We start from the raw sequence: 24,480 nt of genomic DNA on the forward strand, positions 1-24,480 counted from the left end.
GCAGAAAACCTGCCTGCTCCTCGGTTTCGACGCCCTCGGCGACGATGGTCAAGTCCAATTTGCTGCCCAGCGCGACGATGGTTTCGGCAAACATGCCCCCCCTTGCCGGCGGCGATGTCCTTGATGAAGGCGCGGTCGATCTTCAGGCAGTCGATGGGCAGTTCGTGGAGTTGGGCCAGCGACGAGTAGCCGGTGCCAAAGTCGTCGATGGCGACACGCGCCCCGGCCTCGCGCAGCGCTGCCAGGCTGCCGATGACGGCTTTCGGTTCCTCCATCGCCACGCTCTCGGTGATCTCCAGTTCCAGCGCACCGGGCGGCAGCGCATGGCGCGCCATGATCTCGCGCACCTCCCGCACGAAACCGGCGTTGAGAAACTGCGGCATGCTGACATTGACCGCCACCGACATCTCGCCCTCGCTTTCCCGACGCAGCGCTGCGTAGGCACGCGCTGATTCCTCCAGCACCCAGCGGCCGATCTCGACGATCACACCGGAATATTCGGCCAGCGGGATGAAGACATCGGGCGGCTGGATGAAGCCGCCCCCTTCGCCCGGCCAGCGCAACAGCGCCTCAACCCCGACGCAGGCACCGCCCTTGAGCGCGACCTTGGGTTGATACCAGACGGCCAGCTTGCCGCTGCGGAAATCGCCGCGCAGCCGGTTGATGATCTCGAGACGCCAGCGGGAGCGATCCTCCATCTCCGAAACGAAGTACTGGTGGTTGTCGTACAGGCTGCGCTTGGCGCGATTCAGCGCGATGTTCGCGCCCTTGAGCAGGGCCAGTCCGGAACGCTCGTCGCCCAGCACACGACACAGGCCGAGATTGATCGACACCGGCAGGGCATGTTCGCCGACCGCCAACGGGCGCTCGAAAACGCGGCCGAGGTAGTCCGGATTGACCCGGTTTTCCGGCCCGACCACCCCGAACACGTCGGCGCCGACGCGCGCGATGCGGCAGACGCCGCCCAGTTCTTCACGCAGGCGGATGGCAACGGACTTGAGCAATTTGTTGCCCACGTCGTGCCCGAGGCCGTCGTTCAGGTCGGCGAAGTGGCGCAGGTCGACGAGGGCCACCACGACCTGCTCGCCGGCCACTGCCACCGCATCGAGTTCGAGGATGAAGTGGCTGCGATTGGGCAGGTGGGTCAGGCCATCATGGTAGGCAACATAGTTCAGGCGTTCGACGAGTTTGACGTTGCTGTAGCAGGACGAAATATTGGCCGCGAACACTTGGAGCAGCTGGCGATCCGTCTCCTGCAGGGCGTTGGCGGTTTCGACGTAGACCGCGCCTTCGCTTTCCCCTCCCCGGATGTAGATGACAGTGCACCCGTCGCCGTAGTAGTGCTCCTTGCTGGCGACAACCCGCCCAATGGCCTCGACGATGCGGGGCTGCTCCAGTTTTTCCAGTGGCAACGCCAGCCAGTCACGATGCGGGCCAGTCGCCCCGATGACATAGAGGCCATCCGGATCGGAGCCATCGACGGGCGAGCCGCGCTGGGCGCAGACAATGCCATGCATGGGGACGCGCAGCAGGCCGCCGAGCTGGATCAGGACGCCTTCGGCAAAGCTGCCGACGGCATGCAGCTCCATCAGATCAGCCGAGGCATGGACGATCTTTTCGAGGCCCCGGCGATTCTCGGCGATGGAGCGTATCTGCTCGTAGGAGCGCAAGGCCGAAATCATCGCGGTAAACAGGCGAACCTGGGTCAGCTCGCTCTTGGTCCGGTAGTCGTTGATGTCGTAACCGGTGAATACCTCGAGTTCCATTGCGTATCCCGGCTGGCCAGTACGCAGGATGATCCGCGCCTCGGCCATGCCCAGTTCCTCGCGGATGTGACGGACCATTTTCAGGCCGGCATCCTCGGTTTCCATGACGACATCGAGCAGGATGACGGCGAATCCGGGATCGGTGGCGAGAATCCGGCGCGCCTCGGCTGCCGAATAGGCATGCTGCATCTCGATGCCCAGCCCCTGGTAGGTGAAACCCCGCAGGACAAAAGCCGTCGCCGAATGCACCTCGGCGTCGTCATCGACGATCAGTATCCGCCAAGCCTTCTGCAGGGGGCTGGCTGGCACATCCGGAAGGTCGTCGAAGATCGTGATCAGTTGGTCGTCGTCGCTCATCGATAGGGCTCCTGGACAATGCTCTGCTTGGGCGCCACCAGCGGCAGCCTGAGGTGGAAGGTGGTTCCCCTGCCCGGTTCGCTTTCCATGCGAATCTCGCCGCCCAGCACGGCCGTCACGAGATTGAAGACGATATACAACCCCAACCCGCTCCCGCCGTTGCCGAGGCGCGTGGTGAAAAACGGATCGAAGGCCCGCGCCACCGTTTCGGCGTTCATCCCGCAACCGTTGTCGGCGTATTCGATATCGACGCGCATACCACTTTGGCGCGCCTTGATCGAGATGGTTCCGGAGTGATCGTCTTCGAACGCATGCATCAGGGAATTGTTGAAAAAATTGAGCAGCACCTGTTCCAGCGGCCCCGGAAAACTGTCCATGCCGATATCCGGTGGAATATCCAGCAACAAGCGATGGGGCGAGTGTTTCAGGCGTGGGCGCATGGTCGCGTAGATTTCGTGCACCACCTGCGATAAATCGAATTGTCGCCGCCGGGTACTGGTCTGGTCGACGGCAACCTGTTTGAAGTCGGCGATCAGGTCGCTGGCCCGCTGGGCATTGCGGTCGATCAGTTCGGAGGCCTCCAGCGACGACGCAAGGAAGTCATCGAGCATGGAACGGCGCAAGGAATTCTCCGCCACTGCCCGGGCAAAATCGGCGACACGCCCCTGCATGGTGCTGGCCACGGTACGCACATTGCCCAGCGGTGTGTTGAGTTCGTGGGCGACGCCCGCCACCAGCGTCCCCAGCGAAGCCAGCTTCTCGGCCTGAACCAGTTGCGACATCGCCATCCGTAGCTCTTCTACAAGGGCTTCCCCATTCTCTGCAAGCGTTCTGAAGTTTTAACGTTTCATTCCTGATCCTGTTCAATATCTGTTCATCGAACCCTGCCGTATCGGTGAGAGAGAAGGTGAAGGACTGCGGTACTACAACCGGTCATCTTGGGCGTTTGCCCGGACCCTGATGAAAGACGCGCGCGGGGGCCTCATTCGTTAGCCGAGAGTGACTTCCTCTCCTGGAGCTAATCAGGCGCTCCCCGCGCGGGTCCAACCCGCTTCACATCAACGTGGCAGTGCTTCGCTGGGCTTGGGCTGCCAGCGATCAGCCGGTGATTCCTTTCCTGTTTTTCTATCGACGCTTTTGCTGTTCAGGCAGTTTCTTCGATTGGTCGATAATCCTCGCCGTAGTGCAATATCGCCCAGGCCAGCCGCAGGTTCTTGGCGGCGATGGCGACCGCCGCTTTCCAGTAGCCGCGTCGTTCAACCAGGTTTCTGGCCCAACGACTGAACCGGTCCTGCTTCTCGCCGAGTCCGGCAAGAACGGCGCGGGCACCCATAACGAGCAGGCTGCGCAGGTAGGCATCACCGGCCTTGGTGATCCTGCCCAGCCGGGCTTTGCCGCCACTGCTGTATTGACCGGGCACCAGCCCGGCCCAGGCGGCGAGTTGCCGGCCGTTCTTGAAGTCATGCCCACCACCGAGACTGGCGACCAGCGCACTGGCTGTGGTCGGACCGATGCCGGGGAGTTGCATGAGTTGCCGACTTCTGGCGTCCTGGCGGGCGGCTTCAGCAATGGCCCGGTCGTATTCTTCGATGCGTTCATTGAGGCGGTCAGCGTGTACGAGCAGGTCGCCGACGCAACGATTGGCCCAGCCGGGGAGAGCTTCAAGGTGGGCGCCGATTTCCCGGCGCAGGCGTTCGACTTTCTGCGGCAGAACAATGCCGAACTCGCTGATCAGGCCGCGCAGGCGGTTGTAGAGCGCGGTGCGTTCTTCGATGAAACCTTGCCGGGTGCGGTGCAGGCAGAGGATGGCTTGCTGATCGAGGTCCTTGACCGGGACAAAGCGCATGTTGGGCCGGGTGACGGCTTCGCAGATGGCAGCGGCATCGGCGGCGTCGTTCTTGCCACGCTTGCCGCTCATCCGGTACGGCGCCACGAACTTCGGGGCCATCAACTTCACGGTGTGGCCGTAGCGGCTGAATTCCCTTGCCCAGTGGTGGGCGCCGGAACAGGCTTCCATGCCGATCAGGCAGGGCGGCAGGTGGGCGACCATTTCGAGCAATTGGCCGCGAGCCACCTTGGGCTTGATGAAAACCGCCTTGCCACTCTGGTCAACGCCATGCAAAGCGAATACATTCTTGGCGAGATCGATGCCTACGGTGACAATATTCATGGACTTCCCCTTTCGTGCAAATGATTCAGTGTGGAAACTCAATCATGGCAGCTCACCCTGCCGGCGGCTTCCGCCGCTACTTCGGGACGGGGAAGTCCCTTTCATTCGTTGGCCCGCGCCAGTTCCTGTGTACGCTGCTCCACCCGCAGCTCCAGTTCCTCGGTGAGTTGCCGTGCCTCGGCCTCGGCCCGTTTGCGCTCGGTGATGTCCACCAGCGTTTCGATGGCACCGATCACTTCCCCTTCGGCATTACGCAAGGGGGAGGCACTGAAGTACAGCCACCGCCCCGAACCATCGCCGATCCGGGGGAAGAAGCCTTCGCTTTCGAAGGCATCCGGATTGAGCGGCGAACGCCGACACGAGGACCCGTAATAGCCTCTGACCACGCCCTCGTCGCCGCCTTCGACGATCAGGTTGGCCAGCACGGGGCGCCGCTCGGGATAGAAGGCCCGCCATGCATCGGTCGTCCCCAGAATGTCGCCCGCGGGAATACCGATCACCCGCTCGCAGGCGCCATTCCACAACACCACCCGCTGGTTCTGATCGACTACAAAAATGGGGAGCGGACTATTGTGCAGCACTTGCAAGAGGCGGGCCTCGCTTTCGCGCAGTGCTTTGTCTACGCGGCGCTGCTGGGTAATGTCGTGCAGGATGCCGATCAGACCGGCGACCGCCCCTTGGTGATCGCGAAATGCCGCCTTGTGAAAGACCACATCGCGCAGGTCGCCATTGGCCGACCGGACCCGGGATTCGTAAATCTGGACGACATCGGGCTCGGCGAAGACATCCTCGTCGGCCGCACGGTATGTTTTTGCCAGTTCGGGTGGGGAAATATCGTCGACCGTCTTTCCGATATAGGCCTCAGGGGCCACGCCGATCAACGAGAAATAGGCCGGATTCCCGCCCAGATAATGCCCCGCCCGGTCCTTGTAGAACACCGGCACCGGCAATGCATCGAGCAGGCTACTTAGGAAGCGCCCCTGATCGGCCACTTTCTTTTCGGTCAGGACCTTGTCCGTCACCTCCTGAACCAGGACCAGGCGGGCCCGATATTCGCCCAGCGTCTGCGCCCGCGAGGTCGTCTCGACGATGATTTCGTGCCCGTCGCGGTGCCGGGTACGCCAGCGCTTGTTGAGGGTGCCTGGGTTGCTGTCGTCGGCCTGCGCGACGACCATTTCGCTCAATCTGGCGCGATCCTCGCTCACCAACAGGTCGCCCAGCGGCAGGCCCGTGAGCGCCCCCGCCTGATAGCCATACATTTCGAGCAAGGCCTCGTTTGCCGCCAGGATGCGGGTGCTGTCGAGATCATAGACCAGCATCGCATTCGGATTTTCCTGAAACAGCTGCCGATACTGGGCTTCCCGCTCCTCCAGTGTCGAACGATAGACGGTGATCTCGCTGACATCCACCACCATGCCGAGAAAGCCGAACAATGCTCCGAATTCGTTGCGCAACGCGGTAATCGACAGCAAAACGCGCAGGATGGAGCCGTCTTTCCGGATGTAGGTCCATTCGTGATTGTTCGGCAGATTCAACCTGGCCTTCGCCACGAATACCTCGAAACCAGGCTCAATGGGTACGCCGGTCTCCTCGGAGAACAGCCGGGCACGCTCGACGACTTCTTCAGGCTTGTGAAACAGCGCCGGGGTCAGCTTTCCGATGACCTCGGAGGCGGAGTAACCCAGCATGCGTTCGGCAGCCCGGTTGAATACGGAGATGATTCCATCGGTATCCGTCGCAATAATTGCGTGACCTGAGTTGTCGAGAATGGCCGCGTGGAGGATCGCCGCCTGATCGGATATGCCGGCCACGTCAGAAGGCGCTTCCACGCGTGCTTGCCGGAACCGGGCGGCACGATCTCACCGCCGGAAGAACGAAGCCTTGAGGATTCGCGCATGGGATATGGGGAATCAAAACTCCTCCAGTTTTGACGTTTTTATTGATAATGAACCTTCAAAACGTTCCGGGCAAGTAGCAAGGCAACGCCGCTCCTGCCGACATACGCTTCCGGCTCATCACGCTGCAGTCGCAGCTCGGGGGCTTCTCCCGCCTTGCTTTCAACAGCCCCCTATGCCATTCTGAAACACTGATTCCCAAGGAGATAGCCATGAAGGGCGACAAGAAAATCATCGACATCCTGAACGCATTGCTGGCCGGCGAACTGACTGCCGTGGACCAGTACCTGATCCATGGCGAAATGTATGCCGACATGGGCTTGCAGGAACTCGCCGACAAGGCCATCCACGAATCCGACCACGAGCGCCAGCATGCCCGCGCCCTGATCCAGCGCATCCTCTTCCTCGAAGGCAAGCCCGATCTTTCGAAGCGGGAAGCCCTGAAGATCGGCAAGACCGTTCCCGACATGCTCAAATCAGACCTCGCCGTCGAATACAAGGTCGTCGGCGAACTCAAGAAGGCCATGGCCGCCTGCGAAAAGGCCCAGGACTACGTGACCCGCGACATGCTCGGCGTACAACTCGAAGACACCGAGATGGATCACGCCTACTACCTCGAAAAGCAACTCCGGCTGATCGAGCTGGTCGGCCTCGAAAACTACCAGCAGAGCCAGATGGGCTCGGGCAAACCGGCTTGAGGAGCGTACGATGAAAGGCGACAAGAAGATCATCGACATCCTCAACAAGGTCCTGAAGAACGAACTGACCTCGATCAACCAGTATTTCCTGCATGCCCGCATGTTCCGCAACTGGGGCCTGGAGAAGCTCAACGACTATCAGTACAAGCAGTCGATCCGCGTCATGAAGGAAGCCGATGAACTGATCGAACGCATCCTCTTCCTCGAAGGCCTGCCCAACCTGCAGAACCTCGGCAAGCTGCTGATCGGTGAAAACGTCGTCGAATGCCTGCAAGGCGATCTCAAATACGAGCGGGAGACGCAGCGTCCGTTGCTGATCGACGCCATCGCGCTGTGCGAGGAACTGCAGGATTACGTCAGCCGCGAACTGCTCGAAGAACTGCTCGAACACTGCGAGGAGGCCATCGATTGGCTGGAAACCCAGCATAGCCTGATCGAAAACGTGACCCTGCCGAACTACTTGCAGGCACACATGGAGCCCGGCGGCGACTGAGCCGGTCCCAAGCCCGAACAAGCCACAAGAGACTTGTGGCTTTTTTTACAACCACAATCAATATTGATGATTTTTGTTTTTTTGCTATATTATGGATGCACCCATGTGAAAAAGCATCTGCTCGCAATCAAACAATAATCGGGAAAAATCATGCGCAGCCCCCCTCAAGTCACAGCGGCCTCGATACAGGCCGACCTCAGGCACGTAATCTATGCGTTATCCGACGCCCTCGATCTGGTCGGCGTCGACGATGTCGCACACGGCAAGCGGGTAGGCATCATGGCCGCCGAATGCGCCCGCCAACTGGGTTACAGCGACACGGAGACGACCTTCCTGTTCGACCTCGGGCTGCTCCACGACATCGGGGTTTCCTCGACCAACATCCATCGACACCTGGTCGGCGAGTTCGACTGGGCCGGCTCGCAGAATCACGCCATCGTCGGCCACGACCTGCTCGTCGACTTCAAGCCGCTCGCCGCCATGGCCAAGCCGATCCGCTATCACCATACCCGCTGGGACCGCCTGCTCACCACTGAGGTCGAGCCGAAAATCGCCGAGCAAGCCAACCTGATCCTGCTGGTGGATCGCGTCGATGCGCTGACCGCTCCGTACTACGCGACCAACAGCATGTTGCTGCACAAGGAGCATATCCGCGAGCAAATTCGCCAACGAACCGGAACCTACTTTGCCCCCCATCTCGTCGCCGCCTTCCTCGAAGCTTCGGCCCCGGAAGCCTTCTGGCTGCTGCTGGAACCGCGATCCATCCAATGCTCGCTGCAGGACATGCTGTCGCAGGGAAAAGGCTGCCTGGCGACCATCGGCGAATTGAAACAGCTGGCGACCCTCTTTTCCCGCATTGTCGATGCCAAGAGCCCCTACACCGCCGAACATTCGCTTGGCGTGGCCAATCTGGCGCGTTTGCTGGCGGAGAAAATGGGGATCACGCCGATCAATTGCGACAAACTCGAAATTGCCGGCCTCCTGCATGATCTGGGCAAGTTGCGCGTCCCTGATGAAATTCTCGACAAGCCGGCCAAACTCGACCCCGAGGAACGCATGGCAATCAACGCGCACAGTTTCGAGACCTTCCAGATCCTTCGCAATATCGACGGTTTTGACGAAATTTCCCGCTGGGCCGCCTACCATCACGAAGAACCCGATGGCAGCGGCTACCCCTTCCGGATCACGGAAAGCGAAATGCCACTGGAAGCACGCATCCTGCGCGTTGCCGACATCATTCAGGCCATGGCCCAGGACCGCCCCTATCGAAAAGGTCTCGGCGCCAGCGATGTCGTCGCCTTCCTCGACAAACTCGTTGCCGAACATCGGCTGGATGCTCGCATCGTCGCCGTCGCCAAATCGGCAATCAACGACGTGATGGCTGCCGCCCTTCCAGCCGCGCACTCCTAGCAAACAAGAATAATATTGACATTCATTCTCATTTAAATACAATAAGAACGGTTCTCATTCTCGCAACTAGCGGAGATCGTTCATGTACGTATGTGTCTGCAAGGCTGTCACCGACCGGCAAATTCGCGAAGCCGCACTGGGGGGTGCCCGCACGCTGAAGGACTTGCGTCGCGACCTGGGTGTCACGCGCGAATGCGGTCGTTGTGCCTCCTGCGCGCACGACTGCCTGCGCGAGGTTCATGGTGACGCCAAAACGCCGGCCAAGGCATCGCGCCGAAGCGCCTGAGCGATACGACAAGAGCCGCTCCCTGCCGGCCCTCCGCGCTGGCAGGCCAACGGCTGGCATTCGCCGCTCCAGCGATGCAAAGCAGCACATCACAGCACTGAAAACGGATTTTCAGACGTAGCACCGCCAACTCCCGAACGCCTGATGCCCATCGGCCAGGATGGCAAGGCGATTGCGCAGCACCATGCCCGAGCCCCGACGAGCGCGGCCTACCCGCGCGAAATGGTCGGTGATGCGCAGGCGCGGGAATCAGAAGTCATCCCGCGCACCGTCTTTCAGGCCTCGCTGACCAGGGCCCAATGGTTGTCCAGCGCCATGGGTTTCGGCCAGGGCAGGAAGGCCGCCTTGGCCGTGGGATGCCAGCGCACCAGACCCAGCGCGGTCGACACCAGCACGCCGCCGCCCGGCCTGGGACCATTCCACTCGGCCATCGCATAGGCCTCCTGCAACTCGACCACCGGCGTCAGTTTATCGGGTGCCCCCGGGTACCAAAGCTGCGCCAGCCCGGCCTGATTGCTGGAGACGACGAAACCGCCGGCATAGGCTGCAGCGAGGTCGCCGCCATAACCAAAGCCGTCGTTGGCGCGGGTCGGCACAAGCAGTTGCTCCGCCTCCAGAACCGCGAGAATCGGCGCCCGGCTGCGCAGAACGGCATCGTCGTGCTCCGCCTGCATGGCGATCCCCAGACGTCGCTCGCCGTCCGGTGCCGTACTCCAGGCGATGTGGCGCAGGCTGAGGCGGGGGTCGTCCAGCTTCCATTGGTGCAACAGCTTGCCGTTACGGGCATCGAGACGGACCAGCGACGAATTCATGCGCGGCAGATCGTATTTCTTGTCGGCCCGGTTGCGCGGAATGCCGCCGTTGGCCAGCATCAGATGTCCGTCGGCATCGAGCAGCACCTGATGCGGCTCCATGCCGCCGCTCTCCCACTCGTCGAGCTTGTTCAGCGTGACGCGGTCGCGGACGCCGATCTTGCCCCGCCCCGAGGCGAAATCGGTTTCGGTGGTGAACACTACGTCGCCGGCCTTGCCGACAATGGCGTGACCATTGAGCAGGACATTGGCCGAGGGCTCGATGTCAATCCGGCGCGCCACCTTGCCTTCGGGGTCGATGCGCATCAGCCAGGTGCCGGGGCGCACGCCGGCCACCAGCAGGCTGCCGTCCGCCTCGGGCAACAGGCCATGCGGCCGCGTCGGCAGGGGCACCGAACACAGGATGTCGAGCTTCTTGCGCCCCCAATCGGCGGCCAGAATGCCGGCATGGTAGGGATCGGTCGGGTTGGGGCCACGCCAGGCAGCCGCCACCAGTGCGCGCTGTGGCTCCTTGTCGCCCGCCGCCAGGGCGATTCCGCCCTGGGCGAGCAGGCTGCAGGCGCCGGCCAGCTTGAGGAATTGCCGGCGTTGCATGTTGTGCGTCATCAGCCTTCTCCGCTCAGCGATAACCGGCGCGGTCGAGCAGCTTCTGCGCTGCCACGACGTTCTTGGCCAGCGCGCCGATCGGCAGGGTGTCGGCCTTGAACTTGCCCATGGCTTCCAGCGCCGGATTGTTGGTCGCCACACTGGCCACCACCGGCCACTCGTTGTTGCCGTCGGCGAAGTAGCGTTGCGCGTCGTCGCTGGCCAAATACTCGAGGAACTTGACGGCCGCCTCGACGTTCTTCGAAGTCTTGACCACACCGGCGCCGGAGATGTTGATGTGCGTGCCGCGATTGCCCTGGTTCGGCCAGACGATGCCGACGCGCTCCATCATGCGGCGCTCGTCGACCTTGTCGGAACGGATCAGGCGGGCCAGGTAGTAGGTGTTCGAGACCGCCACGCCACACTCGCCGAGGGCGACCGACTTGATCTGGTCGGTATCGCCGCCCTTCGGCGCCCGGGCGAAGTTGGCAACAACGCCCTTGGCCCATTCCTCGGTCTTGGCTTCGCCGTCATGCGCGATCAGCGAGGCGACCAGCGACAGGTTGTACGGATGCGAACCCGAGCGGCTGCACAGCTTGCCCTTCAGCTTCGGGTCGGCCAGCGATTCGTAGGTGGCGACGTCCTCGGCCTTGACCGCATTGCGGTTGTAGATAATGACGCGGGCACGGGTCGAGAAGGCGAACCAGGTGTCGGTGTGCAGGTGAGCCGGAATGCGGCTCTCCAGCACTTTCGACTTGACCGGCGCGAACAGGCCGAGCGCATCGGCATTCGCCAGGCGCGCGGCATCGACGGTAATGAACACGTCGGCCGGGCTGTTGGCGCCTTCGTTGCGGATGCGCTCCATCAGTTCGTCTTCCTTGCCGTCGATCCGGTTGATCTTGATGCCGGTCTGCTTGGTGAAGTTGTCGTAGAGCTTCTCGTCCGTCTGGTAGTGACGAGCGGAGTACAGGTTGAGGACTTTCTCCTGCGCCTGCGTTGCGAAACTCGCCAGCACTGCCAGCGCGACCAGGGCCAATTGCTTTTTCATGATGATGACTCCGTTGCGATCAGAATTTGTACTCGGTGCTCAGGATGAAACGACGGGCCTGGCCGGGCACGGTAAAGCCGCCGCTGTCGTACAGCGCGTCGTAATACAGCTTGTCGAAGATGTTCTGGACGTTGAACTTGACCGTGTATTTCGGCTGGTCGTAGGAGACCATGGCATCCCAGCGCACGTAGGAATCGACCCAGTTCGGGTTGAAGGCTGCGGTTCCGGTCGGCGAACCGCCGTAGCGGCGGCTCTTGTACTCCATGCCGCCGCCGACCTTGAAACCGTAGGGCAGCTGATAGGTCGTCCACAGATTCATCGTCTTGCGCGGCGTGTTGCGTGGCGACTGGCCGATGAAATTGGGGTTGCCGTTGCCCGGTGCCACCTCGCGGATCTCCGCATGGATGTAGGACAGCCCGCCGAATACCTCCCAGTTGTCGGTGATGCGGCCGGCCACCTCAAGCTCAACACCATCCGACTGGCGCTTGCGGGTCAGGATGGTTGCCGTGGACTCCAGGTCGGTATTGCGCTCCCAGTCCTTGATGGCGCGATAGAGCGCGGTACGCAGCGAGAGGTTGCCGTCGGCCAGCAGCCACTTGCTGCCCAGTTCCATGACCTTGGAACGCTCGGCTGGATACTGGCTGCCGGACAACTGGTAGAGGTCGGCCGTCGGGCTGAACGAATCGCTCCACCCGGCATAATAATGCTGGGCTGCCGTCGGCTGCCAGGACAGGCCGGCGCGATAGCTGTTTTCGCTGAAATTGCCGCTGAAAGCCGTCGTGGTGAAGTAGTCGGACTTCATGATGTCGCGGCGAACGCCGAGGGTCAGCTTCCAGTCGGGCACGAATTCGACGGTGTCCTGAACATAGGCGCTGTAGGTTTCGCCCTTGTAGGTAATCGGTGCCGCCGTCGTGAACTGTCCGGGCAGGTATAGTGGCCGCGCCGTCGAGCCGACGTTGCGTAGCGCCCTGCGGATGGAATCCTCGTTGAGATACTCGACGCCGGTAATCAGTTCGTTGCGCATGCCGAACAGATTGAAAACCGTATTCAGATCGCTCTGCAATACATAGTTGTCGGTCTCAAACTGGCGGGTCTTGGCCTGGCTGGTCGTACTGTACTGGGTCAGCGTTCCCTGGCCGGCCACCGCCCAGTAGGCACGCTTGTAGTTGGCCGAGCGCAACACGGTGCGCCACTGGGTATCCGGCGAAATCTTGTAGAGGTAGTTCAGGGTCGAGACCTTCGTTTCGCTGTCGTCGAAACTGTCGCTAACCCCGTAGTAGTTGCCGGCCTTGGCCATTGCCTCGTTCGGACGGCGAGCGGTGAACGGAATGCCGTAGTCGGGACGATCGTTCGTCTTAAGCCAGAAGTGGCTAAGCGTTACTTCGTGATTGGTGCCGAGTCCGAAGGAAATGCTCGGCGCAAAACCCATGCGGTGAATTTCCGGCTCCGTGCCGGTATACGGGTTGCTACGTGCACTACCTTCGTCGCGGTTCATGACGTTGAGCCGGAAAGCGGTGGTATCGCCAACCCGCTGATTGAGATCGGCCTTGACCTCGCGAAACCCGTCGGTGCCGACGCCGACGCCCACCTTGTTGATGCCGTAGAGCATCGGCGTCTTGCTGACCTGGTTGATCACCCCGCCCGCCTGACCGCGGCCGAAGAGCATGGCCGCCGCACCCCGCAGCACGTCAACCTGTTCGAGGTTGAAAACTTCGCGGTTGTACTGGGCGGTGTCGCGTATACCGTCGAGATACATGTCGCCGAAGGTATAAAAACCGCGCAAATTCATGTTGTCGCCCGAGCGGCCGCCCTCGGCGGCATTGAAGCTGAGGCCGGACACGTTGCGCAGCGCCTCGCGCAACGAGTTCGCCTCCTGCTCCTCGATCAAGGCACGCGTCACGGTGGTAATGGCCTGCGGCACGTCATGCGGGTCCTGCACCACCTTGCCGACCCGGGTCTTGGTGGCGCGATAGCCATCCGGCTGCTCCTGCGTCGCCGTAACCGTCACCGCCTTCAGGGTCTTGTCGTCCTCCGCCCAGGCGTAACCGCCCGTTGCGAGCATCGCGGTGGCCATGGCAGCAGCCAGTGGCAGACGGTGAGAAAAGAGTGCGCCCCCCTTCGTCGAATCAGGGGCGAACGGAGCCTGTCGCCCCGGATAATATTGAATTCTCATGTGCAAGCCTTTTTTATAGTCAGTCAAATTTGGCTGGCTGGCATAGAGGCTGGCTTGCCGGACGTTGGAGTCGTCTACATATCGGCTGCGAGAAAATCCCCCTCGAACAGCAGAATACGGCCGCGAATGATAATGCGAATATATCGCATTTGCAATATAAAACATCTCGGCCAGGGGCTCACCCTGGTCGAGATGCAAGAAGCGTTGTTATTCGCCGAAGAAAAGGAAGTCAGGCAATGTCGACACCGGGCTCGCCATCACCCATCTCGCCGATCACCGAAACATGCGAAAAGCCGTGCTGCAGGAAGATGGAAAGAACTTCCGTCACCGTATCCGGGGCGCAGGAAACCAACAAACCGCCCGAGGTCTGGGGGTCGGTTACCAGGGTTTGCGCCGGCGCCTCCAGAGCGGCCGCCAAGCGCACCCGGTCGCCATAGCTCGCCCAGTTGCGCCCCGAGGCGCCCGTCATCAGACCGGCCTCGACAAACTCCCGCGCCCGTGGCAACAAGGGCAGGTCGGCGTAATTGACCCTGGCCCGCAGACCACTGCCCTTGCACACTTCGAGCAGGTGGCCGGCTAGGCCGAAGCCTGTGACATCGGTCACTGCATGCACGCCGTCCAGGCAGGCGAGAACCGGCCCCGGGGTGTTGAGCTGGGTGGTCGTCTCGACCATGGTCTCGTAGTCGCTGGCGCGCAGCCGGTCCTTCTTGAGCGCTGCGCTGTAAATGCCAACCCCGAGCTGTTTGCCCAGAATCAGCTTATCTCCGGGCTTCGCACCTGAATTGCGCTTCAGGTGCGCCGGATTGACGAGGCCGATGGCGACCAGCCCGTAAATAGGCTCGACGGAATCGATGGTGTGCCCGCCCGCGATGGGAATGCCGGCTGCGCGGCAGACATCCTCGCCCCCTTGCAGGATTTTGCCGATCGTTTCCAGCGGCAGCACGTTGACCGGCATGCCGACCAGCGCCAGCGCGAACAGCGGCGTACCGCCCATGGCGTAAACGTCCGAGATGGCGTTGGTTGCGGCAATGCGCCCAAAATCGCGTGGATCGTCGACGATGGGCATGAAAAAATCGGTCGTCGCGACGATCGCCTGCTGCGCATTGATCTGGTAGACCGCCGCATCGTCGCTGGTTTCCGTGCCGACCAGCAGTTGCGGCGGCACGATACCGGGCGTCATGCCGCCAAGGATTTTTTGTAAAACGGCAGGGGCGATTTTGCAACCGCAACCACCACCATGGGAAAGCTGGGTCAATCTGACGGATTCATCCGGCACGGCTATTCTCTCGGGTAAGGCTGATTATTGTGGGTGAAACCGGTCATTCGGCATCGAAACCGGCATCTTCGATGGCATTCACGAGTACGGCACGCGAAACGACCTGCGGGTCGAATGCCACCCGGGCCTCGGCCGACTCCAGGGACACGTCGGCCGAAGCCACCCCGGGCAGCCCGGCCAGCACGCCACCGATATTACTGACGCACCCCTGGCAACTCATGCCACCGATCTTGATGATCGTATTTTCCATGTTCGGATTACTCGTGGATGAAAGGTTGATGACGCAGCATGTCGGCCATTCCCTCGGCCGAAAGCGGACGGCTGAAAAGATAGCCCTGCGCCATATCGCAGCCCATTTTACGCAATAACGCCAACTGCTCGGGCTTTTCGACACCTTCCGCCAACACGGTCATGCGCAGGCTGCGTCCCATGCTGACGATGGTCGAGGCAATCGCCCAGTCGTCCGGATCGGTTTCCAGATCATTGACGAAAGAGCGGTCGATCTTCAGCTTGCCGACCGGAAAGCGCTTCAGGTAAGCCAGCGAAGAATAGCCCGTACCGAAGTCGTCGAGCGACAGTTCGACGCCCATGCGATGCAATGCCGACAGGGTTCCCATGGTGGCATCGGCATCGTGCATGACGGTGCGTTCGGTCAGCTCCAGTTCGAGGCGGCCCGCCTCGAGGCCGGAAGTAGCCAGGGCGCCGGCAACCACTTCAATGAAGCCGGATTGCCTGAATTGCACGGGGGCCACATTAACCGCCATGGTGATCGGCGGCAGCCCCTCGTCGCGCCAGGCCTGGGCTTGACGGCAGGCCTCGCACAGCACCCAGTCACCGATCGGATTGATCAGGCCGGACTCTTCGGCCACATGAATGAAGCGATCCGGCGGAATGGAACCGAGTTCAGGATGATTCCAGCGAATCAGCGCCTCGACGCCGATAATCAGGCCGCTCTCAAGATTGACCAGCGGCTGGTAATGCAGGACGAATTCCCGCTGGACCAGCGCACGACGCAAGTTGCTCTCCATCAGCAGGCGATCCAGCGACGAAGAGTTCATCTCGCTCGCGTAGAACTGGAATGCGTTGCGACCGACCTCCTTGGCCCGGTACATCGCCGTATCGGCGTTACGCAGCAAAGTTTCCAGGTCGTCGCCGTCATGCGGATAAATGCTGATCCCCAGCGACGGCGTCACGGTGAGTTCATGTCCAGCCACCTCGAAAGGGCGCGCGAAGACATCGATCAACCGTCGCGCGACATCGGCGGCAGCCGCAGTATGAAAGCCCGGCATGGCAAAGATGAACTCATCGCCGCCCAGGCGGGCCAAGGTGTCGACGCGACGAACCACGCTACCCAGGCGGCGCGCGACTTCGCACAACAACTCGTCTCCAACGCTGTGCCCCAGTGAATCGTTCACCCGCTTGAAATGATCGAGATCGAGGAAAATCAGCGCCAGTTCAGCATTGTCACGCTCCGCCGCAGCCTGCAACTGGGTAAAGCGTTCACGCAGCAAGCGGCGATTGGGTAAGCCGGTCAGAACATCGTAATCGGCCAGTTCGCGTATACGCTGTTCAGCGGATTTTTGCGTCGATATGTCGACGATCGTTCCGACAGAAGCCTGACGACCGCCAATCACCGCCGGCGAGCCCTGAACCATGGCCGGGAATGTCGAGCCGTCCTTGCGGACGACAGTCAATTCATAGGCATGCCCGGGAATGCCCGCCGCGCGCAAGGACATCTGCTCGTAAACCAGCCCCTGATGCTCGGATGCTACGACATCGGGCGGCCCCATCCGGTCAACCATTTCTTTGACCGTATAGCCCAGCAAGCTTGCCAGAAAGGGATTAACGAATTTGAAACGCTGATCCTGAATGATGAAGATACCCACCTGGGCCGCCTCCATCGCATCTCGAAACATTGTTTCCTGATCGCTCATCGTTACGGTGCTATCTGCCAATTCCTTGCCATTATCGACACCCACTTTGCTGTAAAGCTCGCGATCATCAGCGACGACCATCGAACTTCCCCAATTGCCCCATTTGATTCCGCGGCCGCCAACGCTTGAGCAGCAAGGAATTCGAAACCACCGAAACCGAACTCATCGCCATGGCGGCGCCTGCAACGACCGGACTGAGCAAACCCAAGGCAGCAAGCGGAATTCCGAGCACATTGTAAATGAAAGCAAAGAAAAGATTTTGTCGGATCTTGTGTAAAGTAGCAGTGGATAAGGAGATCGCCTCGCCCACCCCGAGCAGGTCGCTACGGATCAACGTCAAATCCGCCGCCTCGATGGCTGCATCCGAGCCGGCCCCCATGGCAAAGCTGACATCGGCAGCAGCCAGCGCTGGCGCATCATTAATGCCGTCGCCGACCATGCCGACCAGATTGCCGCCCGCCTTCAGTTCATTGACGGCACTTGCCTTACCGCCGGGCAGGATGGCTGCCCTGAATTCTTCGATGCCGGCCTGTGCCGCAATGGCTGCCGCCGTTCTCGGATTATCGCCGGTGAGCATGACCACGCGGATACCTTGTCGCCGCAAACCTTCGACCGCAGCACGCGACGTTGGGCGCAAGGCGTCCGCCACCGCAAAAACTGCCAGTATCACGGCGCCTTCTGCCAGCACGACGACCGTCTTGCCTTCCTGCTGCCAACGGTGGGCCACGCCATCACCCCCAAGACCCAGCCACTCCGGAGCCCCCAGGCGTAACGAGCGCCCCGCGACGACGCCCTCCACCCCCATCCCGGCCCAGGCCTTGAAGCCGCTCACCGGCAGGATGGTTGCGTCGGCTGCGGCAGCGACGATGGCGCACGCCAAGGGATGCTCGGAGTTTTGTTCCAGCGCAGCGGCCAGACGCAGCGCCTCGGCGGCCGGCATGCCGCGCGCCTCGCTGTCCGTCACCTGCGGCAGGCCACACGTCAGCGTCCCCGTCTTGTCCACCGCCAGCACTTTCATTTTCTCGGCCCGCTCCAGCGCCTCGACGTTCTTGACCAGAATGCCGGCCCGCGCCCCCTGTCCGGTACCGACCATGATTGCCGTCGGCGTCGCCAGACCCAGGGCGCAAGGACAAGCGATGACCAGTACGGCAACCGCATTGATCAGCGCCTCGGCGACCTCGCCCGAATACAGCCACCACCCGACGAAAGTCAGCAAGGCGATTGCGCAGACGGCGGGCACGAAAATGGCGGAAACCCGGTCGGCCAGGCGCTGGACCGGCGCCTTGGAGCCTTGAGCCTCGCCGACCAGCCGGATGATGCCAGCCAGCAAGGTATGCTCGCCAACCCCGGTCGCCCGGCAGCGCATGGCGCCCTGCCCGTTCGAAGTGGCCGCGAAAACCTTGTCGCCAGCGCGCTTCCTGACTGGCATGCTCTCGCCGGTAAGCATGGCTTCGTCGATGCTGGACTCCCCGTCGATCACTTCGCCATCGACCGGAACGCTCTCACCGGGCCGGACCTGGAAAATATCGCCCGGCATCAATGTATCGACTGCCACCTCCACCCACCGCCCGTCTCGTTCGACTCGCGCGGTCTTCGGCTGTAGCAGGATCAATGACTCGATAGCCTCGGAGGTCCGCGCCCTGGCCCGCGCTTCGAGCAGCTTACCCAGCAGAACCAGCGTAATCACCGCTGCTCCGCCTTCGAAATAGACATGCTGCGGTAGCTCAAAAATCGTTACCACGGCTGAAAGCCCCCAAGCCATGGTGGTGCCCAGCGCGACCAGCACATCCATGTTTGCACCGCCGCCGCGCAGAGCCTTATAGGCTCCTTCGTAGAAGCGCCAGCCGATCCAGAACTGCACCGGGGTCGCCAGCAGCAGCTGTAGCCAGCGAGGCAATTCACGCTCGTGACCCTGTTCGCCGAACATGAACAACATCTGCCCGGCCAATGGCACAGTCAGCAGCACGGCAATCCAGAAGCGCCTGAGATCATGTCGATAGCTATGCAGCTTGTCCGCTTTTTCTCGCTCGCGCGTACGGGCGTCGACGACTTGGGCCACAAAACCGGCCTTGCCCACCGCGGCGACCACAGCCGTCTCGTCGGCAGCCCCCGAGAGCCGCACCCGGGCCCGCTCAGCGGCCAGATTAACCGACGCCTGCATGCCGGCCTGGCGATTCAACACCTTTTCCAGACGGGCAGAACAGGCAGCACAGGTCATGCCGCCGATGGAAAATTCGACGACCCGAGCCGATTCGTTATCGCTCATTTGACCAGCAAGACGGGGCAAGGCGCGTGCTGCAGCACGCGCGTCGCCACCGACCCCATGAGCAGGCCGGCAAGTGGATTGCGCCCATGGGTTCCCATCACGATCAGATCGCAGCCAAGCTCACCGGCCATCTTGCAAATAACCTCGGGCGGCTGACCGACGTGGATATGTGTGGTGTGAAAGCGCCCGGCCGCATCGAGCTTCTGCTGCGCAGCCAGCAACTGCTCCTGGCTCTCTTCCAGATAATAGGCGTGCAGCGTCTCCTTGCCGACATGCGCCTGAACGCGGCCGATGGGAATTGGCAAATGAACGTGCAACAAGTGAATTTCCGGCACGTCGCGCAAGCAGGCGACTGTCGCGATCAACTGGTCGACGGCACGCAGCGAACAAGGCGAACCATCCGCCGGCAACAAGATTTTCATGGCGAGACCTATCTTAAATCCAGCCCGACAAGCGCATCAGGCCGAAGAATCCGTATATCCCGAAGCCTAGCACCAACAGTCCGGAGATGGTACGTACAGCCGGACGCTTGACGAATTCGTTCAGTCGCGCCAGCAACAGGCCTGCAAGCAACAGATTGGGCAGGGTACCCAGCCCGAAGGCCAGCATCGCGGCCGCTCCCCGCCCTGCCGACCCTGCGGCCAGCGCTGTCGCCAGGGCGCTATAAACCAGGCCACAAGGCAGCCAACCCCACAGCAGGCCGAGCGGAAAAGCCTGAGCGACGCCGCGGACGGGCAGAAAACGCCGGGTCAACGGCTGCAAGCGACGCCACAAACCTTGCCCGGCCCGTTCGGTGAAAGCCAGCGCACTGGTAATGCCAAGCAAATAAAGCCCGAGCGCAACCAGCATCAAGTTGGCGATGAAATAAAGAACCATGCGGGCCGGCACCTGCCCCTCGAGTCCCAGGCTGGCCGCACCGAGCGCACCAGCGATGGCGCCTGCGGCGACGTAGGAGAGAATGCGCCCGCCGTTGTAGGCGAAATGCATCCCCCACCCGGCCTTGCCGCCCATAGACATGGCGCCGACGATGCCGCCGCACATGCCTACGCAGTGTGTACCGCCAAGCAAACCGACGAGGAACAGGGCAAGAAAACCGGTATCGGGCATTGAACGACAGGGCCAAAAAGCAAAACGGGCAGTTTAACCTGCCCGTTCGTGTCGTGTCAGGCGATCAGATCACCTTGGAGTAATTCGCCCGCTGCCGCCCCTCGCGGAGGTAACGGTCGAAGACCATGGAGATCACGCGGACCAGCATGCGCCCCGGCGGCAACACGGAAATCCATTCACGCTCGACCTTGAGCAGGCCGGCACGCTCCATTTCCTTCATGTCTTCCAGTTCGGCCGCGAAATACTTGCGGAAGTCGATCAGGTGGGCACTTTCAATGCTTTCGATGGAGAGTTCGAAATGGCACATCAGGGCCTGGATGATCGAACGGCGCAGGATGTCGTCGGCGGTCAGCTCGATACCACGGAACACCGGCAGCACGCCGGCATCAATGCGATCGTAATACTCGTCGGCGGTCTTGACGTTCTGGTAGTAGCTCGGCCCGACCTTGCTGATCGACGAGATACCGAAGGACAGCATGTCGCAATCGGCATAGGTCGAATAGCCCTGGAAGTTGCGGTGCAGGCGCCCCTGACGCTGGGCAACGGCCAGTTCGTCGTCCGGCTTGGCAAAATGGTCCATGCCGATATAGACATAACCGGCCTCGGTCAACTTCTTGATGGCCAACGCCAGAATCTGCATCTTGGTGTCGGCCGACGGCAGATCGGTTTCGTTGATCCGGCGCTGCGGCTTGAACAGGCTCGGCATGTGCGCATAATTGTAGATCGACAGACGATCCGGATCCATGGCCAGCACACGTTCGAGGGTACGATTGAAGCCCATCACCGTCTGGTACGGAAGACCGTAGATCAGGTCGATGGAAACCGACTTGAAACCGTTGGCACGGGCCGCGTTGATGACCAGTGCGGTTTCCTCCTCGCTCTGCACGCGATTGACGGCAACCTGCACCTTTTCGTCGAAATCCTGAACGCCGACGCTCATGCGGTTGAAGCCGAGTTCGCCAAGCAGCGCGACGGTCTCGTAATCGACCTTGCGCGGGTCAACCTCGATGGAATACTCGCCGCCGTCGAGCAACTTGAAATGCTTGCGGGTCTCACCCATCAGCTGACGCATTTCAGAATGTGACAGGAATGTCGGCGTACCGCCACCCCAATGCAGCTGGATCACCTCATGCTCACCGTCGCGCCCTTCCAGGGCCGCAGCCTGCATATCAAGCTCTTTCGCCAGATATTTCAGATACTTGGCGCTGCGCCCATGATCCTTGGTGATGATCTTGTTACAGGCGCAGTAATAGCAAATAGTGTTACAGAAGGGGATGTGGAAGTATAATGAGAGCGGTCTGCTGATTCCGCCGATATTGCGCTTGCCCAGCCATAGATTGGCTGCCTCCGCATCGAATGCTTCAACGAAGCGGTCGGCAGTCGGATAGGACGTATACCGAGGGCCGTTGACGTCAAAACGGCGAATGATCTGCGGATCGAAGACGAGATTTTCAGTTGCGAAATTCATTAGACAAGCCACGAAGTATTGCTCGGATTATGTTCGGAGGGCATCATATCGTGGTTGACATGGATCAAGCCAACGCAGGTTGCCAATGCCCCAAACACGCCCGCTGAATCAGGAAGTTTCGTTGTCCGTCATCAAGACAGCCTGCTCGAACTGCAACCTCCGCGAACTGTGCCTGCCGCTCGGGCTCAGCCTTGAAGAGTTGGAGCGACTGGACGACTTGGTATCGACCCGGCGCCGTGTCAAACGCGGCGACCACCTGTACCGTGCCGGCGAGGCTTTCGACGCCATCTACGCCATCCGCAGCGGCTTCTTCAAGACCGACGTGCTACTCGAGGATGGCCGCGACCAGGTGACCGGCTTCCAGATGGCGGGGGAACTGCTCGGACTAGACGGCATCAGCACCGAACACCACACCTGCAACGCCATCGCGCTTGAAGATAGCGAGATCTGCGCCATCCCCTTCTCCCGACTGGAAGTCCTGTCCCGGGAAATCCATACCCTGCAGCATCACTTCCACAAGGTCATGAGCCGCGAGATCGTCCGCGACCATGGCGTCATGATGCTCCTCGGGACCATGCGCGCCGAAGAGCGCCTGGCCGCCTTCCTGCTCAACCTGTCGCAGCGCTTCACGTCCCGCGGCTTCTCGCATGCCGAGTTCTACCTGCGCATGACGCGCGAGGAAATCGGCTCCTACCTCGGCCTGAAACTGGAAACGGTGTCCCGTGCCTTCTCCAAATTCCAGGAAGATGGCCACATCGCAGTCCAGCAGAAACACATCCGGATACTGAACGTCAACGGCCTCAAGGCCTTGATGAATCACCAGCGCTGACACTCAGGCAAATCTCACCAGCGCAAACGAGCCAATTCCACAGCCCGAACAGCAATCCGCCGTAGCAGTTCGACAGCCTTTCGACGACCAAGCGTTGCATCGCCGGGAAAACGATAAGCCAACATGACATCCCTGCTCGCGGCTTTACGATAAACAGCAATCGACAGCGGGCACACAGCAAGGTGCTCAACTGCTTCCAGCACCAATTCCCAGGCAAGCGCACTACTGCAAAACTGTACGATTTCGGCGCTCTCGAACGGAGACACGCCTCCCTTGCCCCCCGTGCGTTGCAGCATCTGATTGAACGGAAACACAGCACCGACAACCAGTCCTTCTGCCTCAATCACTTCGATCAAGGCATCGCGCGCGGCCTCATACCCCCCATCAGGAACAGGATAGGTCCGGATATCACCCTCAGCCCAAGCCTGCTGCCCCTGCGACACCCAGAGCATGAGGAGGCAAGCAAAAAAACGGGGTACCGCTGACGGCACCCCAAACAGATGCAGAAATGACATCTGACGCAAGAGTCGCTCCCGGACGAGGGATAGCTGAAGCAGCGCCCCCCGATCCAGCTAAACTTAGAACGCGTGCTTGATACCCATGGCAAAGCCGTTGACACCGTTACCGGAAAGGCCTGCCGAGTTACCCATCGGATTGATGGTAAAAGAAGCGTTGCGCTCGTTCTTGATATGGGCGTAGTCGGCATACAACTCGGTACGCTTCGACAAAGCATAACGAGCACCGATTGCCCACTTGCTGGCATCGGCGTCGCTCAAGGTTTTGTCTTTAACTTGGCCGTAGCTGGCCAAAACTTTGGCCTTTCCGAACGGCACGGTAGCCCCGACAAACCAATTGCGGCGATCGTATTCTTGACCGGCCGCCAATCCGCCCAGATTCTGCAAACCAGCGGTGGCACCGTCGAGATCGATGTTGCCGCCAATCAAAGAGTTCTGTTGCCCCTTGATCACATCGTAGACGCCGCCGATCTTGACCACGCCGAAATCGTAGGAAACACCACCAGTCGCCACGTACAAACGGCTATCCGACAGACCGGCAGCCTTGGTGGTTTCGTAATCCAGATCGACGTTCAACGGGCCGTTCGTATAGACGAGATTGACCGAGAACAGGCGGTCGTCAGCGTTGCTGCTACCCGTTATGGCATTAACACCGTTGGTATGAATACCTTTCAAACTACCCTCATTGCCTTGAGTGTTGGTGGCGGTCGCCAAAATCAACGTAAAGCCTTTCCAGGCAGGAGAGATATAGGCAATCGCGTTGGCTGCGCGATCATACTGGGTAGTCATCGAGGCAAAATTGCCGATCGAATAATTGGTAAATGGGTTGTACTTGCCATAGATCCCATAGCGCAGGCCATCAAGATAACCGGCAACGGCTGTACCAAATCCCCCTGTCAGACCGACATAGGAGCGACCAGCCTGGTTCAGGCCACTGCCGGCGTCCGGGTTAAAGCGGTATTGGATGTCGAACAGCGCCTTGAGGCCATTGCCGAGGTCTTCAACCCCCTTGAAGCCCAAGTGGCTGAACGATGCGGCTTGCCCGGTAAAATTGCGGGCCTGGTTGGCGGTACCCACGGCACCACCGGCCGGCACGGCGCCGTTGGTGCCGCTGGTAGTCAGCCACCCCATGTCGATATTGCCATAGATGGTCACGTTGGATTGAGCAAAGGCGGCGCCTGAGGTTGCGGCGGCGATAGCCAGGGCAATAATTTTTTTCTGCATGAATTGTCTCCAGATGTGTGTACAGAAATACGCCCACCCCCCTCGGGCACGGCGGCTTCCCCCAGTGCCGAATCAGTGGCAACAAGGACGCCTACCCTTTGCGAAGCGCGTGCCAGCTCAAGACGAAACCCTCCACATCAAATCAATGCATTTGATTTGATTGGATTT

General features: G+C 60.8%; 20 protein-coding genes and 1 pseudogene. 5 read left to right on the forward strand and 16 right to left on the reverse strand.

Features of this window, described 5'->3' with window-relative positions; translation table 11 throughout:
• Positions 1-113: 113 nt before the first annotated feature.
• The 4 genes and pseudogenes from AB6Q56_RS10715 to AB6Q56_RS10730 form a co-directional block, all read right to left on the reverse strand.
• Positions 114-2,123: pseudogene (locus AB6Q56_RS10715) on the reverse strand (EAL domain-containing response regulator); the annotation flags it as partial.
• Positions 2,120-2,911 (reverse strand): sensor histidine kinase, encoded by a 792-nt coding sequence (locus tag AB6Q56_RS10720; RefSeq protein WP_434517031.1) that lies wholly within the window; start codon positions 2,909-2,911, stop codon positions 2,120-2,122. The gene AB6Q56_RS10720 and the pseudogene AB6Q56_RS10715, both read right to left, overlap by 4 nt.
• 356 nt (positions 2,912-3,267) lie before the next feature.
• Positions 3,268-4,293: an IS110 family transposase gene (locus tag AB6Q56_RS10725; RefSeq protein ID WP_434515924.1), complete on the reverse strand. Its 1,026-nt coding sequence runs from the start codon at positions 4,291-4,293 to the stop codon at positions 3,268-3,270.
• 101 nt (positions 4,294-4,394) lie between these two features.
• The gene (locus AB6Q56_RS10730; RefSeq protein ID WP_434517032.1) at positions 4,395-6,122 is read right to left on the reverse strand and encodes a PAS domain S-box protein; all 1,728 of its coding nucleotides are present in this window, start codon (positions 6,120-6,122) and stop codon (positions 4,395-4,397) included.
• 278 nt (positions 6,123-6,400) lie between these two features.
• Here AB6Q56_RS10730 and bfr (AB6Q56_RS10735) point away from each other — a divergent pair, with 278 nt between their 5' ends.
• From bfr (AB6Q56_RS10735) to AB6Q56_RS10750, 4 genes are all read left to right on the forward strand, one after another.
• Entirely contained in the window at positions 6,401-6,886 is a 486-nt protein-coding gene (gene bfr / locus AB6Q56_RS10735; RefSeq protein ID WP_434517033.1) for a bacterioferritin, read from the forward strand.
• A 10-nt stretch (positions 6,887-6,896) separates the two neighbouring features.
• Positions 6,897-7,379, forward strand: coding sequence for a bacterioferritin (gene bfr / locus AB6Q56_RS10740; protein ID WP_434517034.1), 483 nt, complete (start codon positions 6,897-6,899; stop codon positions 7,377-7,379).
• A 150-nt stretch (positions 7,380-7,529) separates the two neighbouring features.
• A complete protein-coding gene (locus tag AB6Q56_RS10745) occupies positions 7,530-8,789 on the forward strand; it encodes an HD domain-containing phosphohydrolase (RefSeq protein WP_434517035.1) in 1,260 nt (419 codons plus the stop codon).
• Positions 8,790-8,871: 82 nt separating this feature from the next.
• Positions 8,872-9,075 (forward strand): (2Fe-2S)-binding protein, encoded by a 204-nt coding sequence (locus AB6Q56_RS10750; RefSeq protein ID WP_434517036.1) that lies wholly within the window; start codon positions 8,872-8,874, stop codon positions 9,073-9,075.
• A 275-nt stretch (positions 9,076-9,350) separates the two neighbouring features.
• Here AB6Q56_RS10750 and AB6Q56_RS10755 read toward each other — a convergent pair whose 3' ends face one another.
• From AB6Q56_RS10755 to hemN, 10 genes are all read right to left on the reverse strand, one after another.
• Positions 9,351-10,493, reverse strand: a complete 1,143-nt coding sequence (locus AB6Q56_RS10755; protein WP_434517037.1) for a DUF1513 domain-containing protein — start codon at positions 10,491-10,493, stop codon at positions 9,351-9,353.
• Positions 10,494-10,506: 13 nt separating this feature from the next.
• Complete coding sequence (locus AB6Q56_RS10760) at positions 10,507-11,520, reverse strand: Fe(3+) ABC transporter substrate-binding protein (RefSeq protein WP_434517038.1); 1,014 nt, start codon at positions 11,518-11,520, stop codon at positions 10,507-10,509.
• Positions 11,521-11,539: 19 nt separating this feature from the next.
• The gene (locus AB6Q56_RS10765; RefSeq protein ID WP_434517039.1) at positions 11,540-13,693 is read right to left on the reverse strand and encodes a TonB-dependent receptor; all 2,154 of its coding nucleotides are present in this window, start codon (positions 13,691-13,693) and stop codon (positions 11,540-11,542) included.
• 229 nt (positions 13,694-13,922) lie between these two features.
• The gene (selD, locus tag AB6Q56_RS10770) at positions 13,923-14,969 is read right to left on the reverse strand and encodes a selenide, water dikinase SelD (protein WP_434517040.1); all 1,047 of its coding nucleotides are present in this window, start codon (positions 14,967-14,969) and stop codon (positions 13,923-13,925) included.
• Between the two features lie 43 nt (positions 14,970-15,012).
• Entirely contained in the window at positions 15,013-15,219 is a 207-nt protein-coding gene (locus AB6Q56_RS10775; protein ID WP_434517041.1) for a heavy-metal-associated domain-containing protein, read from the reverse strand.
• A 7-nt stretch (positions 15,220-15,226) separates the two neighbouring features.
• The gene (locus tag AB6Q56_RS10780; protein WP_434517042.1) at positions 15,227-16,984 is read right to left on the reverse strand and encodes a putative bifunctional diguanylate cyclase/phosphodiesterase; all 1,758 of its coding nucleotides are present in this window, start codon (positions 16,982-16,984) and stop codon (positions 15,227-15,229) included.
• Positions 16,971-19,169, reverse strand: a complete 2,199-nt coding sequence (locus tag AB6Q56_RS10785; protein WP_434517043.1) for a heavy metal translocating P-type ATPase — start codon at positions 19,167-19,169, stop codon at positions 16,971-16,973. The genes AB6Q56_RS10780 and AB6Q56_RS10785 overlap by 14 nt, the downstream gene beginning before the upstream one ends.
• A complete protein-coding gene (locus tag AB6Q56_RS10790; RefSeq protein ID WP_434517044.1) occupies positions 19,166-19,591 on the reverse strand; it encodes a universal stress protein in 426 nt (141 codons plus the stop codon). The genes AB6Q56_RS10785 and AB6Q56_RS10790 overlap by 4 nt, the downstream gene beginning before the upstream one ends.
• Positions 19,592-19,604: 13 nt before the next feature.
• Positions 19,605-20,276 carry a sulfite exporter TauE/SafE family protein gene (locus tag AB6Q56_RS10795; protein WP_434517045.1) on the reverse strand — a complete coding sequence of 224 codons (672 nt, stop codon included), beginning with the start codon at positions 20,274-20,276 and terminating at the stop codon, positions 19,605-19,607.
• A gap of 64 nt (positions 20,277-20,340) precedes the next feature.
• Positions 20,341-21,744: an oxygen-independent coproporphyrinogen III oxidase gene (gene hemN / locus AB6Q56_RS10800; RefSeq protein ID WP_434517046.1), complete on the reverse strand. Its 1,404-nt coding sequence runs from the start codon at positions 21,742-21,744 to the stop codon at positions 20,341-20,343.
• Positions 21,745-21,829: 85 nt separating this feature from the next.
• Here hemN and fnr point away from each other — a divergent pair, with 85 nt between their 5' ends.
• The gene (gene fnr, locus AB6Q56_RS10805) at positions 21,830-22,573 is read left to right on the forward strand and encodes a fumarate/nitrate reduction transcriptional regulator Fnr (protein ID WP_434517047.1); all 744 of its coding nucleotides are present in this window, start codon (positions 21,830-21,832) and stop codon (positions 22,571-22,573) included.
• 14 nt (positions 22,574-22,587) lie between these two features.
• Here the strand turns inward: fnr and AB6Q56_RS10810 are convergent, their stop codons facing one another.
• Positions 22,588-23,097, reverse strand: coding sequence for a hypothetical protein (locus tag AB6Q56_RS10810; RefSeq protein WP_434517048.1), 510 nt, complete (start codon positions 23,095-23,097; stop codon positions 22,588-22,590).
• 54 nt (positions 23,098-23,151) lie between these two features.
• Positions 23,152-24,312 carry a porin gene (locus tag AB6Q56_RS10815; RefSeq protein WP_434517049.1) on the reverse strand — a complete coding sequence of 387 codons (1,161 nt, stop codon included), beginning with the start codon at positions 24,310-24,312 and terminating at the stop codon, positions 23,152-23,154.
• Positions 24,313-24,480 lie beyond the last annotated feature (168 nt).

Source organism: Dechloromonas sp. ARDL1 (assembly GCF_051122455.1).
In the GTDB taxonomy this organism is placed as follows: Bacteria; Pseudomonadota; Gammaproteobacteria; order Burkholderiales; family Rhodocyclaceae; genus Azonexus.

What these genes read in the sequence shown, in the direction of transcription:
- AB6Q56_RS10720 (WP_434517031.1), bottom strand. Translation starts at nt 2,911, where the DNA reads ATGGCGATGTCGCAACTGGTTCAGGCCGAGAAGCTGGCTTCGCTGGGG.
- AB6Q56_RS10725 (WP_434515924.1), bottom strand. Translation starts at nt 4,293, where the DNA reads ATGAATATTGTCACCGTAGGCATCGATCTCGCCAAGAATGTATTCGCT.
- bfr (WP_434517033.1), top strand. Translation starts at nt 6,401, where the DNA reads ATGAAGGGCGACAAGAAAATCATCGACATCCTGAACGCATTGCTGGCC.
- bfr (WP_434517034.1), top strand. Translation starts at nt 6,897, where the DNA reads ATGAAAGGCGACAAGAAGATCATCGACATCCTCAACAAGGTCCTGAAG.
- AB6Q56_RS10745 (WP_434517035.1), top strand. Translation starts at nt 7,530, where the DNA reads ATGCGCAGCCCCCCTCAAGTCACAGCGGCCTCGATACAGGCCGACCTC.
- AB6Q56_RS10750 (WP_434517036.1), top strand. Translation starts at nt 8,872, where the DNA reads ATGTACGTATGTGTCTGCAAGGCTGTCACCGACCGGCAAATTCGCGAA.
- AB6Q56_RS10755 (WP_434517037.1), bottom strand. Translation starts at nt 10,493, where the DNA reads ATGACGCACAACATGCAACGCCGGCAATTCCTCAAGCTGGCCGGCGCC.
- AB6Q56_RS10760 (WP_434517038.1), bottom strand. Translation starts at nt 11,520, where the DNA reads ATGAAAAAGCAATTGGCCCTGGTCGCGCTGGCAGTGCTGGCGAGTTTC.
- AB6Q56_RS10765 (WP_434517039.1), bottom strand. Translation starts at nt 13,693, where the DNA reads ATGAGAATTCAATATTATCCGGGGCGACAGGCTCCGTTCGCCCCTGAT.
- AB6Q56_RS10775 (WP_434517041.1), bottom strand. Translation starts at nt 15,219, where the DNA reads ATGGAAAATACGATCATCAAGATCGGTGGCATGAGTTGCCAGGGGTGC.
- AB6Q56_RS10780 (WP_434517042.1), bottom strand. Translation starts at nt 16,984, where the DNA reads ATGGTCGTCGCTGATGATCGCGAGCTTTACAGCAAAGTGGGTGTCGAT.
- AB6Q56_RS10785 (WP_434517043.1), bottom strand. Translation starts at nt 19,169, where the DNA reads ATGAGCGATAACGAATCGGCTCGGGTCGTCGAATTTTCCATCGGCGGC.
- AB6Q56_RS10790 (WP_434517044.1), bottom strand. Translation starts at nt 19,591, where the DNA reads ATGAAAATCTTGTTGCCGGCGGATGGTTCGCCTTGTTCGCTGCGTGCC.
- AB6Q56_RS10795 (WP_434517045.1), bottom strand. Translation starts at nt 20,276, where the DNA reads ATGCCCGATACCGGTTTTCTTGCCCTGTTCCTCGTCGGTTTGCTTGGC.
- hemN (WP_434517046.1), bottom strand. Translation starts at nt 21,744, where the DNA reads ATGAATTTCGCAACTGAAAATCTCGTCTTCGATCCGCAGATCATTCGC.
- fnr (WP_434517047.1), top strand. Translation starts at nt 21,830, where the DNA reads ATGCCCCAAACACGCCCGCTGAATCAGGAAGTTTCGTTGTCCGTCATC.
- AB6Q56_RS10815 (WP_434517049.1), bottom strand. Translation starts at nt 24,312, where the DNA reads ATGCAGAAAAAAATTATTGCCCTGGCTATCGCCGCCGCAACCTCAGGC.